General features: G+C 55.8%; 7 protein-coding genes. 1 reads left to right on the plus strand and 6 read right to left on the minus strand.

What is annotated here, in order from left to right:
* Positions 1-42: 42 nt before the first annotated feature.
* From fusA to rpsL, 3 genes are all read right to left on the minus strand, one after another.
* The gene (gene fusA / locus ACVBAU_RS15170; RefSeq protein WP_138925074.1) at positions 43-2,169 is read right to left on the minus strand and encodes an elongation factor G; all 2,127 of its coding nucleotides are present in this window, start codon (positions 2,167-2,169) and stop codon (positions 43-45) included.
* 83 nt (positions 2,170-2,252) lie between these two features.
* A complete protein-coding gene (rpsG, locus tag ACVBAU_RS15175; RefSeq protein ID WP_093734409.1) occupies positions 2,253-2,723 on the minus strand; it encodes a 30S ribosomal protein S7 in 471 nt (156 codons plus the stop codon).
* A gap of 176 nt (positions 2,724-2,899) precedes the next feature.
* Positions 2,900-3,271 carry a 30S ribosomal protein S12 gene (rpsL, locus tag ACVBAU_RS15180; RefSeq protein ID WP_005849863.1) on the minus strand — a complete coding sequence of 124 codons (372 nt, stop codon included), beginning with the start codon at positions 3,269-3,271 and terminating at the stop codon, positions 2,900-2,902.
* Positions 3,272-3,673: 402 nt separating this feature from the next.
* On the opposite strand from rpsL, the gene ACVBAU_RS15185 reads away from it, so the two are divergent.
* Positions 3,674-4,480: a putative rhamnosyl transferase gene (locus ACVBAU_RS15185; protein ID WP_448326999.1), complete on the plus strand. Its 807-nt coding sequence runs from the start codon at positions 3,674-3,676 to the stop codon at positions 4,478-4,480.
* Here ACVBAU_RS15185 and ACVBAU_RS15190 read toward each other — a convergent pair.
* The 3 genes from ACVBAU_RS15190 to rpoB form a co-directional block, all read right to left on the minus strand.
* A complete protein-coding gene (locus ACVBAU_RS15190) occupies positions 4,477-5,355 on the minus strand; it encodes a DMT family transporter (RefSeq protein ID WP_335744453.1) in 879 nt (292 codons plus the stop codon). The genes ACVBAU_RS15185 and ACVBAU_RS15190 overlap by 4 nt on opposite strands.
* Positions 5,356-5,522: 167 nt before the next feature.
* On the minus strand, positions 5,523-9,770 hold the full coding sequence (rpoC, locus tag ACVBAU_RS15195) for a DNA-directed RNA polymerase subunit beta' (RefSeq protein WP_138925071.1): 4,248 nt from the start codon (positions 9,768-9,770) through the stop codon (positions 5,523-5,525).
* Positions 9,771-9,864: 94 nt separating this feature from the next.
* Positions 9,865-14,001, minus strand: a complete 4,137-nt coding sequence (rpoB, locus tag ACVBAU_RS15200) for a DNA-directed RNA polymerase subunit beta (protein WP_138925070.1) — start codon at positions 13,999-14,001, stop codon at positions 9,865-9,867.
* Positions 14,002-14,179: the final 178 nt, after the last annotated feature.

Raw genomic sequence — 14,179 nt, forward strand, 5'->3', positions numbered from 1 at the left:
GGGCGGGGTTATCCCCGCCGTCCCAGTTATTGCAACGCGCAGTTACGCGAATTTCGCTTGGATCTCGTCAGAGATGTTCTGCGGAACAGGTTCGTAGTGCGAGAACTGCATGGTGAAGTTCGCACGGCCCGACGACATCGAACGCAGTGTGTTGATATAGCCGAACATGTTGGCCAGCGGCACGTTTGCGTCGATCGCAATGGCGTTACCGCGTGTATCTTGACCCTGAACCTGACCGCGACGCGATGTCAGATCGCCGATGATACCACCTGTGTAATCTTCAGGTGTGACCACTTCGACTTTCATGATCGGCTCGAGCAGTTTCGCACCAGCTTTACGCATGCCTTCGCGCATACCCATACGGGCCGCGATTTCAAACGCCAGAACGCTGGAGTCAACATCGTGGAACTTACCGTCGATCAGCGCAACTTTGAAGTCGATGACCGGGAAGCCCGCCAAAGGACCGGAGTCCATGACCGAGTTGATCCCTTTTTCGACGCCGGGGATGTATTCTTTTGGAACAGCACCACCAACGATGCGGCTTTCAAAGGAGTACCCTTCGCCTGGCTCGGTTGGCATCAGGATCATCTTCACTTCAGCAAACTGACCGGAACCGCCGGACTGTTTCTTGTGTGTGTAGGTGATTTCCGCTTCGCGCGAGATGGTCTCGCGGTAGGCAACCTGAGGCGCACCAATGTTGGCTTCGACTTTAAATTCACGACGCAGACGGTCCACCAGAATATCGAGGTGAAGTTCGCCCATGCCCTTCATGATGGTCTGGCCGGATTCAATGTCTGTCTCGACGCGGAAGGAGGGATCTTCGGCCGCCAAACGCGCAAGACCAGTCGACATCTTCTCTTGGTCAGCCTTGGTTTTAGGCTCAACCGCGATTTCGATAACCGGATCGGGGAAGGTCATTGTTTCCAAGACCACAGGATCTGCAACAGAACACAGAGTGTCACCTGTTGTGGTGTCTTTGAGGCCAGCCAACGCAATAATGTCGCCCGCGAACGCTTCTTGAATCTCTTCACGATCGTTCGAGTGCATCATCATCATACGACCGACGCGCTCTTTTTTACCCTTGGTCGAGTTCAAGAGCGTGTCGCCCTTGTTCAACTTGCCCGAGTAAATGCGCGTGAAGGTCAACGAACCAACAAAGGGGTCGTTCATGATTTTGAACGCGAGACCGGAGAAGGCCATATCATCGTCCGCGCGACGCGGGATGTTACGTGTTTCTTCTTCGTCGCCTGGCTTAAAGCCCATGTAGTCAACAACGTCCATCGGCGAGGGAAGATAGTCGACAACAGCGTTCAACAGAGGCTGAACACCTTTGTTCTTAAAGGCGGAACCACACAGAACGGGGATGAACTTGATTGCCAACGTACCTTTGCGGATCAGACCGCGCAGCGTGTCAACGTCAGGCTCTGCGCCGTCCATCAAGTAATTTTCCATGGCTTCGTCGTCCATCTCGACCGCAATCTCGATCAAGTTGGCACGCCATTCGTCGGCCAGGTCTTTCAACTCGGCACGGATTTCGCGCTGTTCCCAGCCCGCGCCCAGATCGTCACCAGTCCAGACCCATTCTTTCATGGTGACCAGATCGATCAAGCCTTCAAGCTCGGTTTCGGCACCAATTGGGATTTGGATCGGTGCAGGAGTTGCACCGGTACGGTCTTTGATCATCTTCACACAGTTGAAGAAGTCAGCGCCGATTTTGTCCATTTTGTTAACAAAAACGATCCGCGGAACCTTGTAGCGGTCGGCCTGACGCCAAACGGTTTCAGTCTGCGGTTCAACACCGGCGTTGGCGTCAAGAACAGCAACCGCGCCATCAAGAACCGCCAGTGAACGCTCAACTTCAATGGTAAAGTCAACGTGACCGGGCGTGTCGATGATGTTCATCCGGTACTTGGTGTCGGAGGTTGCGTCCGCGTCTGGCAATTCCTGGCGCTGCCAGAAAGTTGTTGTCGCAGCGGAGGTAATTGTAATACCGCGTTCCTGCTCCTGCTCCATCCAGTCCATCGTTGCAGCGCCGTCGTGCACTTCGCCGATGTTGTGGGACTTACCAGTATAAAACAGGATCCGTTCGGAGCAGGTTGTTTTGCCTGCGTCGATGTGGGCCATGATGCCGAAATTGCGGTAGCGTGAGAGCGGATAGTCGCGTGCCATGGGGCTGCTTCCTCGAATATATCTGAAACGGATAAATCGCGCCCCAGTGTGGGACGCGACGGGAACGGCTTATGCCGCCCGGATTACCAGCGGTAGTGGCTGAACGCTTTGTTCGCGTCTGCCATTTTGTGCGTATCTTCGCGCTTTTTAACAGCAGTACCGCGCGATTGAACAGCATCCATAAGCTCGCCGGCCAGGCGTTCTTCCATCGTGTTCTCATTGCGGGCACGGGACGCTTTGATCAACCAGCGGATCGCCAGTGCTTCGCGACGCTCGGGGCGCACTTCAACAGGGACCTGATAGGTGGCACCACCGACGCGACGCGAACGCACTTCGACAGATGGCTTGATGTTATCCAGCGCTTCGTGGAAAACTTCGATAGGTGCGCGTTTGATCTTGTCTTCAACGCGGTTCATCGCGTTGTAAACGATACGCTCTGCAACCGATTTTTTACCATCGATCATCAGATTGTTCATGAATTTGGTGAGAACCAGATCACCGTACTTGGCGTCTGGCAGTACTTCGCGTTTTTCAGCGGCGTGACGACGTGACATTTAAAGCTCCTAATTGTCAGTTGCCGAGGCAGCGATGGGCCAGCGCGTCTGGTGCGATTTGCACCCCGATCGTCCGGCGCTCAGTCTTACTCGGCTCACTCCCTTACGGGAAAACATGGCGGGCGGCGGGACCGGGCATCTTGTATTTGCGATGCGCCAGCCCGAACCGACCCAAATTACTTTGGCTTCTTTGCACCATATTTGGAGCGACGCTGCTTACGATCTTTAACGCCTTGCGTATCGAGAACACCGCGCAGGATGTGGTAGCGCACACCGGGAAGGTCTTTTACACGGCCGCCGCGGATCAGAACAACAGAGTGTTCTTGCAGGTTGTGCGATTCACCCGGGATGTAGCTGATGACTTCGAAACCGTTGGTCAGGCGCACTTTGGCAACCTTACGCATGGCCGAGTTCGGCTTTTTAGGTGTGGTCGTGTAAACACGTGTGCACACGCCGCGCTTTTGCGGACATTCTTGCAGGTGCATGGATTTCGAACGTTTGATTTTAGGCTGGCGCGGTTTGCGGATCAGCTGCTGGATCGTTGGCATTCCGGTTTTATCCCCGTTTAGCTCACATAAGTGGTGCAGCGGGGCGGACCCCAGTGCGGTTTCAAATTCGGTCACTTCGCACGTCCACGAATTCTATCTTCGCCCGACACCGATGGCGCAAAGCAAAATCACCGCAGCGTTCCCGTACCGAGGAAAACGAAGCGGTGGGGTAACAGAGGATCGAGTCAGCAATAGACCGGATCGTGACCACAGTAGATATGATGTCGGCAAAGCAGGGCGACCCCTGCATCCGAGATAAGGGCCGTATAGGCAGAGTCGCCCCTGCTGTCAACAGCCCCCCGCCCCAAGTATGGGCGGCACGCGAAACGGGTATTCCTTCTTGCATCACGCCCCCCCTACCCCGCATATTTACGCTGCATAATCGGGACAAGGCGGTACACGATGCAGATACTTGGGCTATGCCGCTTTTCCTATCCGGCGCTAGGCGGATTTCAGGTCGGGCATGAAACCATCGAAGATCGTATCGCCTATCTTTACGAACCTGCACGGCTAGAAGAAAGATTCCGCCTGTTCGAAGCCGTCGCCCTGCCCTGCCTGATGGCACAAACCGATCCGGACTTCGAGATGATCGTCCTCGTCGGCGATAGCTTTCCGCAACAGCACATGGTGCGCCTGAAAGCTCTACTGGCCCCCCTGCCTCAGGCAAGAATCATCGTCGAACCACCCAGGCCACACCGCGAGGTTATGAAAGAGATACTGAACAGCGCCCGTCTCTCGCGGCTTGAGCCCTGTGTTCAGTTTCGGTTTGATGATGACGATGCCATTGCTGTAGATTTCATCGCCAAGCTGCGCAAAGCCGTCGATGACGCGACGCCGCTGTTGGTGCAGCATAAGTCTGTCGCTCTTGACTGGAACAAGGGCTACGTGGCCGAGTTTGGCGCGGACGGGATCGCCGCAACGCCGTCCTACCGGCCTTTCTATACCGCGGCGCTCGCGATGTTCGTGAATGCGCGGTGCCCATTAACCATCATGAACTTTGCCCACGACAAGCTACCCCGCTTTATGCCTGCGCTCAGCTTTCCCGATCAGGCGATGTACGTACGCGGTCACAACGGCTTTAACGATTCACGTCAAAAGAACGCACGACCGATCGAGCTTTCGCCGCTCAGCGCCGAGGAGGAGACCTTGTTCAAGGATCGCTTTACCATCGACATCAACGCAGTGCGCCGCGTCTTCGCCAAGGGTTAAAGGGGCGGCAGTGGGCGTGTGGTGATGCGCTCGCGGTACAGCGTGAACAACCCTGTCGCGGCGACGATAGAGGCACCGATCAGTGTCGTCGGCACGGGCCAGTCACCAAACACCAGCCAGCCAAGGATCAGGGCCCAGATCAGTCCCGTATAGCGGAACGGCGCGATGAAAGAGACATCGCCAACCCGCATCGTCTGTACGCTGAAATAATACCCCATCAGGACAAAGACAGCTGCCGCAGTGATCGCGATCCAATGGTCTGACGACACCGGTTCCCAAGGGGTGGTGAATTGCGCAAAGGTCGAAAACCCGGTGACAGAGAGGACCGCCGCGAAAGTCACCGTCATCGACGGCACCTCTTTCGACAATCTGCGTGTGCTTAGGTCGCGAACCGTAACGAAGAACACTGCAATCAGGGCGTAGACCGACCAGATATTGAACCCGTCAGTGCCCGGCTTGACGATCAACATCACACCAAAAAAGCCAACGAGGATGGCCGAGAACCGGCGCCACCCGACCTTCTCGCGGTAGACCAACGCGGCCCCCAACGTCACGGTCAGTGGCAACGACTGCAAGATCGCGCTGAGGTTCGCCAGCGGCATGTTAAACAGCGCTGTTACGAAGAAAAAGCTTGCCCCGACTTCGGCACCGGACCGGATGGCGACCAGTTTCCAATCGCGACGGCTCAGTCGCAGGTGCATCGGGCCAAGCCGCCCCCAAAGCATCACGATCAATGAGATCGAGATCACACCACGCAGAAATAGCAGCTGGAACAGCGGCACCGCCCCGCCCGTGGTCTTGGTCATTGTATCGTTCAACACAAAGGCCGCCATGGAGCCCATCATGAAAAGTGCTCCGGCGAGGTTTGGCGACATTGGGCGGCTTTCTTTTTGTTAGGTTGGCTTATCATTGCCGCAGGCCGCGACGGAAAACCAGCCCACTCGCGCAAATTTTAGACGCTATTTCATCACCCCGCCCCCGCAACGAAAAAGCCCCCGCCGATCTCTCGGCGGGGGCTTTTCCAGTTCTTTGTAGCGTAGGCTTAGTTGCGGCTTTCATCGTCGTTAGGGACGTTATCGAATACATCGCCACCGACCACATCATCCGATTTAGGCTCTGGCGCGGCCAAACGTGCGGCGGCTTCGGCTTCTTCGCGACGGGCTTCGATAACCACGTTGTCACGATCCGCTGCAACCTTACGCATCTGCTGCGTCGCACCACCGGTACCGGCTGGGATCAGACGGCCCACGATGACGTTTTCTTTCAGGCCAACCAGCTTGTCGCGCTTACCCTGAACCGAAGCCTCGGTCAGAACACGTGTGGTCTCCTGGAAGGACGCCGCCGAGATGAAGCTGCGGGTTTGCAGCGACGCCTTGGTGATACCCAGAAGGATCGGTTCGCCTTGCGCAGGACGTCCGCCTTTGGACAGCGCTTTGGCACAGGCTTGGTCGAACTCTTGCTTATCGACATGTTCGCCTTTCAACAGGGTGGTGTCACCGCTGTCTTGGACTTCCCACTTCTGCAACATCTGACGCACGATCACTTCGATATGCTTATCGTTGATCTTAACGCCTTGCAGACGATAAACATCCTGAACTTCGTCGATCATGTAGTCAGCCAGCGCTTCGACACCCATAATCGCGAGGATGTCATGCGGCGCAGGGTTGCCGTCCATGATGTAGTCGCCCTTCTGGACAAAGTCACCTTCCGCAACGGGAATGTGCTTACCCTTAGGCACCATGTATTCGACCTTGTGATCCGGATCTTCGGAAGACTCGATCGAGATACGACGCTTGTTCTTGTAGTCCTTGCCGTAGCGGACATAGCCGTCGATCTCTGCGATGATCGCGTGATCCTTGGGGCGACGTGCCTCAAAGAGTTCCGCAACACGTGGCAGACCACCGGTAATATCCTTGGTCTTGGCACCTTCGCGCGGAATACGCGCAACGATGTCACCCGCCGCGATTTCAGTCTGGTCCTCAACGGACAGAATGGCATCAACGGACATAGGATAGGTCACCGGGTTGCCCGCATCGTTACGGACAGGTTCGCCATCGGCATCTACCAGAATAACTTCTGGCTTCAGCTCATTGCCTTTGGGTGCTGCACGCCAGTCGATCACGATCTTCTGTGTCATACCGGTTGCATCATCGGTTTCATCCTTAACCGCGATCCCCGACACAAGGTCGACGAACTTGGTCATACCGGATTTCTCCGCGATGATCGGCAGCGTGTAGGGATCCCATTCGAACAGCTTGTCGCCGCGCAGAATGTTCTGACCGTCTTTCACGAAAAGCTTGGTACCATAGCCGACTTTGTGGCTGGCACGCTCGTCACCGTTTTCGTCAACAATCGCAAGCTTCATGTTACGGCCCATGACCATGATCTCACCTGCGGTGTTCTCAAGGGTCAGAGCGTTATCGAACACAACCTTACCGGACTGCGACGCTTCGAGGAAGGACTGTTGGCCACCCTGAGCAACACCACCAATGTGGAATGTACGCATCGTCAGCTGCGTGCCAGGTTCACCGATCGACTGCGCGGCAATAATGCCGACAGCTTCACCTTGGTTCACCAGCGTACCGCGTGCAAGGTCACGACCATAGCACATGGCGCAGACGCCCTCTTCGGCTTCACAGGTCAACGGGCTGCGGATACGGGCAGACGCCACGGCAGCTTCGTCGATAATATCGGCCAGACGCTCGTCGATCACAGTCTGTGCAGGTACCAGCACTTCTTCGGTACCGGGGCGCAGAATGTCATCAGCCGCAACACGACCCAGCAGACGTTCCGCCAGAGACGAGACGACTTCGCCGTCGTTGACAGCAGCTTCGGCGGTGATCGCAGTTTCGGTGCCACAGTCATGCATACGAATGATACAATCTTGTGCCACGTCCACCAGACGACGGGTCAGGTAACCCGAGTTCGCTGTTTTCAAAGCGGTATCCGACAGACCCTTACGGGCACCGTGGGTGGAGTTAAAATACTCCAGAACGGTCAGACCTTCTTTAAAGTTCGAGATAATCGGTGTCTCGATGATGTCGCCATTCGGCTTCGCCATCAGACCGCGCATCCCGCCCAGCTGTTTCATCTGTGTAACCGAACCACGCGCACCGGAGTGGGCCATCATGTAGACCGAGTTCGGCTCCATGACTGCACCCTGAGCATCGCGACGTTCGGCCGAAATGGCCCCCATCATCGCGTCGGTGACTTTGTCGTTACACTTGGACCAGGCATCGACAACTTTGTTGTACTTTTCGCCCTGAGTGATCAGGCCGTCCATGTACTGCTGTTCAAAGTCTTTGACCTGATCGCGTGTCTCGTCAACCAAGGTCCACTTGGTTTCGGGGATCAGCATGTCGTCCTTACCAAAGGAGATACCGGCGCGGAAAGCTTCGCGGAAACCCATGGTCATGATCTGGTCACAGAAGATAACGGATTCTTTCTGACCACAGTAGCGGTAGACCGTATCGATGACCTGCTGCACTTCTTTCTTACGCAACAGACGGTTTACCAGATCAAACGGCGCTTTGGCGTTCAGCGGCAACAACGCACCAAGACGAATACGGCCTGGTGTGGTGTCGAAACGCTTCATCACTTCGTTGCCTTCGGCATCGATCTGCTTGACCCGCGCTTTGATTGCGGTGTGCAGGTGGACTGCACCGGCATCAAGCGCGTGTTCGACTTCCTCAACGGAACCAAACACCATGCCTTCGCCCGGCATGCCTTCGCGTTCCAAAGTCGTGTAGTACAGACCCAAGATCATATCCTGCGACGGAACAATGATCGGTGCACCGTTTGCAGGCGACAGAACGTTGTTCGTGGACATCATCAGAACACGTGCTTCAAGCTGGGCTTCAAGCGACAGTGGTACGTGAACAGCCATTTGGTCGCCGTCAAAGTCAGCGTTAAAGGCCGAACAGACCAGCGGGTGAAGCTGGATCGCCTTACCTTCGATCAGAACCGGTTCGAACGCCTGAATGCCCAAACGGTGCAACGTAGGCGCACGGTTCAGCATGACGGGGTGTTCGCGGATCACTTCGTCAAGAATATCCCAGACTTCGGGACGCTCTTTTTCCACCAGCTTCTTGGCTTGCTTCACGGTGGAAGACAGACCTTTGGCTTCGAGGCGCGAGTAGATGAACGGCTTGAACAGCTCGAGCGCCATCTTCTTGGGCAGACCGCACTGGTGCAGCTTCAGCTCGGGTCCGGTCACGATGACCGAACGACCGGAGAAGTCGACGCGCTTGCCCAAAAGGTTTTGACGGAAGCGACCTTGCTTACCCTTCAGCATATCGGACAGCGATTTCAACGGTCGCTTGTTGGCACCCGTGATCACGCGGCCACGACGGCCGTTGTCGAACAATGCGTCAACAGATTCCTGCAACATCCGCTTTTCGTTCCGGACGATGATGTCAGGTGCGCGCAATTCGATCAGACGCTTGAGTCGGTTGTTCCGGTTGATGACACGGCGATACAGGTCGTTAAGGTCGGAGGTCGCAAAGCGGCCACCATCCAGCGGCACCAGCGGGCGCAGCTCTGGTGGGATCACAGGAATGACGGTCATGATCATCCACTCGGGCCGGTTGCCGGACTCGAGGAAGGATTCAACGACTTTCAAACGCTTGATGATCTTTTTCGGCTTCAGTTCGCCTGTCGCCTCTTTCAGATCGGCACGCAGTTGGTCAGCTTCGGCTTCAAGATCGATGGCAGCCAGCATTTCGCGGATCGCTTCGGCGCCGATATTGGCGGTGAACGCGTCCATGCCAAAGGCATCCTGAGCGTCCATGTACTCTTCCTCGGTCATCATCTGACCATAGGTAAGATCCGTCAGACCGGGTTCGATCACGACGTAGTTTTCAAAGTACAGCACGCGCTCCAGATCGCGCAGCGTCATATCCAGCATCAGGCCGATGCGCGATGGCAGCGACTTGAGGAACCAGATGTGCGCAACAGGCGACGCCAGTTCGATGTGGCCCATACGCTCGCGGCGGACCTTTTGCAGGGTAACTTCAACGCCACATTTCTCGCAGACAACGCCGCGATACTTCATGCGTTTATATTTACCGCACAGGCATTCGTAATCTTTGATCGGGCCAAAGATACGCGCGCAGAACAGGCCGTCCCGTTCGGGCTTGAACGTCCGGTAGTTGATGGTTTCGGGTTTCTTGATTTCACCGAACGACCACGACAGGATCCGCTCTGGCGATGCCAGAGAGACCTTGATTTCGTCGAACGTCTTAGTCGGCGCGACGGGGTTGAACGGGTTGTTTGTCAGTTCCTGGTTCATCTTAAATCCTTAGATAAGTCTCGAAAGCGGAGGGAGAGAGGCGTTTTCAGTCTGAGAAAACGGGCCGGGGTTTAAGAAAACCCCGGTGCTTTCCTCACTCTTCTTCCTCCGCATCCAGGAGTTCCATGTTCAGACCAAGACCACGTACTTCTTTCACAAGTACGTTGAACGATTCCGGAATGCCGGCCTCGAAGTTGTCTTCGCCTTTGACGATGCTTTCATAGACCTTGGTCCGTCCGGCCACGTCATCCGATTTCACAGTCAGCATTTCCTGCAAGGTGTATGCAGCGCCGTAAGCTTCCAAAGCCCAGACCTCCATCTCACCAAAGCGCTGACCACCAAACTGCGCTTTACCGCCCAATGGCTGCTGGGTGACCAGAGAGTATGGACCAGTCGAACGCGCGTGGATTTTGTCGTCCACAAGGTGGTGCAGTTTCAGCAGGTATTTGACGCCGACGGTGACAGGGCGGGCAAACTGCTCGCCTGTGCGACCGTCAAACAGAACCGACTGACCGGAGGTATCGAACCCGGCCCGTGTCAGACTGTCATTCACGTCTGCTTCCTTGGCACCATCGAAAACCGGCGTGGCGATTGGCACACCGCGTGCGACGTTCTTGGCTGCGTCCAGCAAGGATTCCTCGTCCATGCCAACGATGCCTTCTTCGTAGACGTCGTCGCCATAGGCGTGGTGCATTGCTTCGCGCACAGGTGTCAAATCACCGGAGCGTTTGTATTCCTGCAGGGCCTCGTCGATGTTGATGCCCAAGCCGCGAGCGGCCCAACCCATGTGGGTCTCAAGGATCTGACCAACGTTCATACGCGATGGAACACCCAGCGGGTTCAAACAGAAGTCCACTGGCGTGCCATCCGCAAGGAACGGCATGTCTTCCATCGGTACGACCTTGGAAATAACACCTTTGTTGCCGTGACGACCAGCCATCTTGTCGCCCGGTTGCAGCTTGCGCTTCACCGCGACGAACACTTTGACCATCTTCATCACGCCCGGGGGCAGATCGTCACCACGACGGACTTTTTCGACTTTGTCCTCAAAGCGCGCATCCAAGGTCCGTTTCTGGATCTCGTACTGCTCGTTCAGGGCTTCGACGATTTTTGCGTCGTCTTCGTCTTCGAGTGCCAGCTGCCACCACTGACCGCGCGACAGCGACGCCAGCAGGTCTTCGGTGATTTCCGAGTTCGACTTGACGCCTTTGGGGCCTTTGACAGCAATTTTGCCGATGATCATAGACTGCAGACGCGCGTAGATGTTGCGGTCAAGAATACCAAGCTCATCGTCGCGGTCACGGGCCAGACGTTCGACTTCTTCACGCTCGATCTGCAACGCACGTTCGTCTTTTTCGACGCCGTGACGGTTAAAGACGCGCACTTCGACGACTGTACCAAAATCACCGGGCTTCACACGCAGCGATGTATCGCGCACGTCCGATGCTTTCTCACCAAAGATGGCGCGCAGCAGTTTTTCTTCTGGCGTCATCGGGCTTTCGCCCTTGGGTGTGATCTTGCCGACAAGAATGTCACCGGGTTCAACATCCGCACCAATGTAAACGATGCCGGCCTCATCGAGGTTGCGCAGCGCTTCTTCACCGACGTTCGGGATATCGCGTGTGATTTCCTCTGGCCCCAGCTTTGTATCACGGGCGGCGACTTCGAATTCTTCGATGTGGATCGAAGTAAACACGTCGTCACGCGATACACGCTCAGAAATCAGAATGGAGTCTTCGTAGTTGTAGCCGTTCCAAGGCATAAACGCGACGATCACGTTCTTGCCAAGCGCCAGTTCACCCATGTCCGTCGACGGACCGTCCGCGATAACCTGACCCTTTTGAACCGTCTCACCAACCTTCACCAGCGGACGCTGGTTGATGCAGGTGTTCTGGTTCGAACGCTGGAATTTGCGCATGCGGTAGATGTCTACGCCCGCGTCACCCAACTCAAGGTCTTCGGTGGCACGGATAACGATACGGCTGGCATCGACTTGGTCGATGATACCGCCACGTTTCGCCATATAAGCAGCACCGGAATCCCGTGCGACGACTTCTTCGATACCGGTCCCGACCAGTGGTGCTTCGGCTTGAAGCAAAGGCACCGCCTGACGTTGCATGTTCGAGCCCATCAAGGCCCTGTTCGCATCGTCGTTTTCAAGGAACGGGATCAAGGACGCAGCGACCGAGACCAACTGTTTTGGCGAAACGTCGATCAGGTCAACGTTTTCGGAAGGCGACAAGGTGTAGTCGCCCGATTTCCGCGTCGAGACCAGATCGTTCACGAACTTCATGTTCTCATCAAGGTTCGCGTTGGCCTGCGCCACTGTGTGACGCATTTCTTCCGTAGCAGACATGTACTGCACGTCATCGGAAACCACACCGTTCGATACCTTGCGGTAGGGTGTTTCGATAAAGCCGTACTTGTTCACACGGGCAAAAGTGGCCAGCGAGTTGATCAGACCAATGTTCGGACCTTCGGGCGTTTCAATCGGACACATGCGACCATAGTGGGTCGCGTGAACGTCACGCACTTCAAAACCGGCACGCTCGCGTGTCAGACCACCTGGCCCAAGCGCGGAAAGACGACGCTTGTGCGTCACCTCGGACAGCGGGTTGGTTTGGTCCATGAACTGCGACAGCTGGCTGGAGCCGAAGAATTCACGTACCGCAGCAGCTGCTGGTTTCGCGTTGATCAGATCCTGTGGCATCACAGTGTCGATTTCGACGGAAGACATACGCTCCTTGATCGCGCGCTCCATCCGGAGCAGGCCAACACGGTACTGGTTTTCCATCAGCTCGCCGACGGAACGCACACGACGGTTGCCCAAGTGGTCAATATCGTCGATGTCGCCACGGCCGTCGCGCAGGTCAACCAGCGCCTTGATACAGGCGACGATATCGTCACGGTCCAGCGTGCGCTGCGTGTCTTCCTTGTCGAGCGCCAGGCGCATGTTCATCTTTACACGGCCAACCGCGGAAAGGTCATAGCGGTCCGCATCAAAGAACAGCGTGTCGAACAGGTTCGACGCGGCTTCGACTGTGGGCGGCTCGCCCGGACGCATAACGCGGTAGATATCCATGAGCGCGGTGTCGCGGTTCATGTTCTTGTCCGCCGCCATGGTGTTACGCATGTAAGGGCCGACGTTGATGTTGTCGATGTCGAGCAGTGGGATCTCGAAGATGCCTGCGTCGATCAGCTCTTTGGCTGTACCACCGATGAGCGTACCGTCTTTGTCGTGCTCGAGCGTCATCTCGTCGCCCGCTTCGACATAGATCGCGCCGGTTTCTTCGTTGATGATATCACGTGCAGCAAATTTGCCCGCGATGTGGTCAAACGGCAGCAGCAGTTCGGAAACCTTGCCTTCGTCGATCAACTGCTTAACGGCACGAGGTGTAACCTTCTTGCCCTTTTCAAACAGGATCTCGCCTGTCGCAGCGTCAACGAGGTCATACGTTGGCCGTGTGCCCCGCACACGATCCGGGAAGAAGGGTGCAACCCAGCCTTCGCCATCTTTCAGCGTATAGTTAACGGTGTTGTAATACGCGTCCATGATCGCTTCTTGGTCAAGACCCAGCGAATAAAGCAGCGTTGTTACTGGCAGTTTGCGGCGACGGTCGATGCGCGCGAAGACGATGTCTTTGGCGTCGAATTCGAAGTCGAGCCACGAACCGCGGTAAGGAATGATGCGGCAAGCGAACAGCAGTTTACCCGAAGAGTGGGTTTTGCCTTTGTCGTGGTCAAAGAACACGCCGGGTGAACGGTGCATCTGGGATACGATCACACGCTCGGTCCCGTTCACAACAAACGTACCGTTTGGCGTCATCAGGGGCATGTCGCCCATGAACACGTCCTGTTCCTTGATGTCCTTAACCGATTTTGCACCGGTGTCTTCGTCTACATCAAACACGATGAGGCGCAGCGTCACCTTCAAAGGCGCGCTGTAGGTCATGTCGCGTTGCTGACATTCCTCTACATCGTATTTTGGCTTTTCAAGCTCGTACTTGACGAATTCAAGAACCGACGTCTCATTGAAGTCCTTGATCGGGAAAACCGACTGAAAGACGCCCTGGATGCCGTCACCGTCTGTCGGTGTTTCCGCATCGCCGGAGCGCAGGAACAAATCATAAGAGGATTTCTGAACCTCGATCAGGTTCGGCATCTCCAGCACTTCGCGGATTTTGCCATAGTATTTACGTAGACGTTTCTGGCCAAGGAAGGATTGCGCCATGTGTCTGTCACCTTTCGTATCTCTTGCCGAGCTCGCCATCACCGGGGCCGTGATGCGCGCCCATAAGAGCGGTAAATCCTGATCAATTCTTGAGGCACGTCCCACCGTACCTCTTCCGACCACTAGGACCTATCCAGAGAAATATTTCGCATGAAATACTTTTCAAAACAGATCAGGC

The sequence above is a fragment of the Sulfitobacter sp. M13 genome (assembly GCF_053474885.1).

Excerpts from the sequence above, each read along its gene's own strand:
- fusA (WP_138925074.1), bottom strand. The coding sequence starts at position 2,169 with ATGGCACGCGACTATCCGCTCTCACGCTACCGCAATTTCGGCATCATG.
- rpsG (WP_093734409.1), bottom strand. The coding sequence starts at position 2,723 with ATGTCACGTCGTCACGCCGCTGAAAAACGCGAAGTACTGCCAGACGCC.
- rpsL (WP_005849863.1), bottom strand. The coding sequence starts at position 3,271 with ATGCCAACGATCCAGCAGCTGATCCGCAAACCGCGCCAGCCTAAAATC.
- ACVBAU_RS15185 (WP_448326999.1), top strand. The coding sequence starts at position 3,674 with ATGCAGATACTTGGGCTATGCCGCTTTTCCTATCCGGCGCTAGGCGGA.
- ACVBAU_RS15190 (WP_335744453.1), bottom strand. The coding sequence starts at position 5,355 with ATGTCGCCAAACCTCGCCGGAGCACTTTTCATGATGGGCTCCATGGCG.
- rpoC (WP_138925071.1), bottom strand. The coding sequence starts at position 9,770 with ATGAACCAGGAACTGACAAACAACCCGTTCAACCCCGTCGCGCCGACT.
- rpoB (WP_138925070.1), bottom strand. The coding sequence starts at position 14,001 with ATGGCGCAATCCTTCCTTGGCCAGAAACGTCTACGTAAATACTATGGC.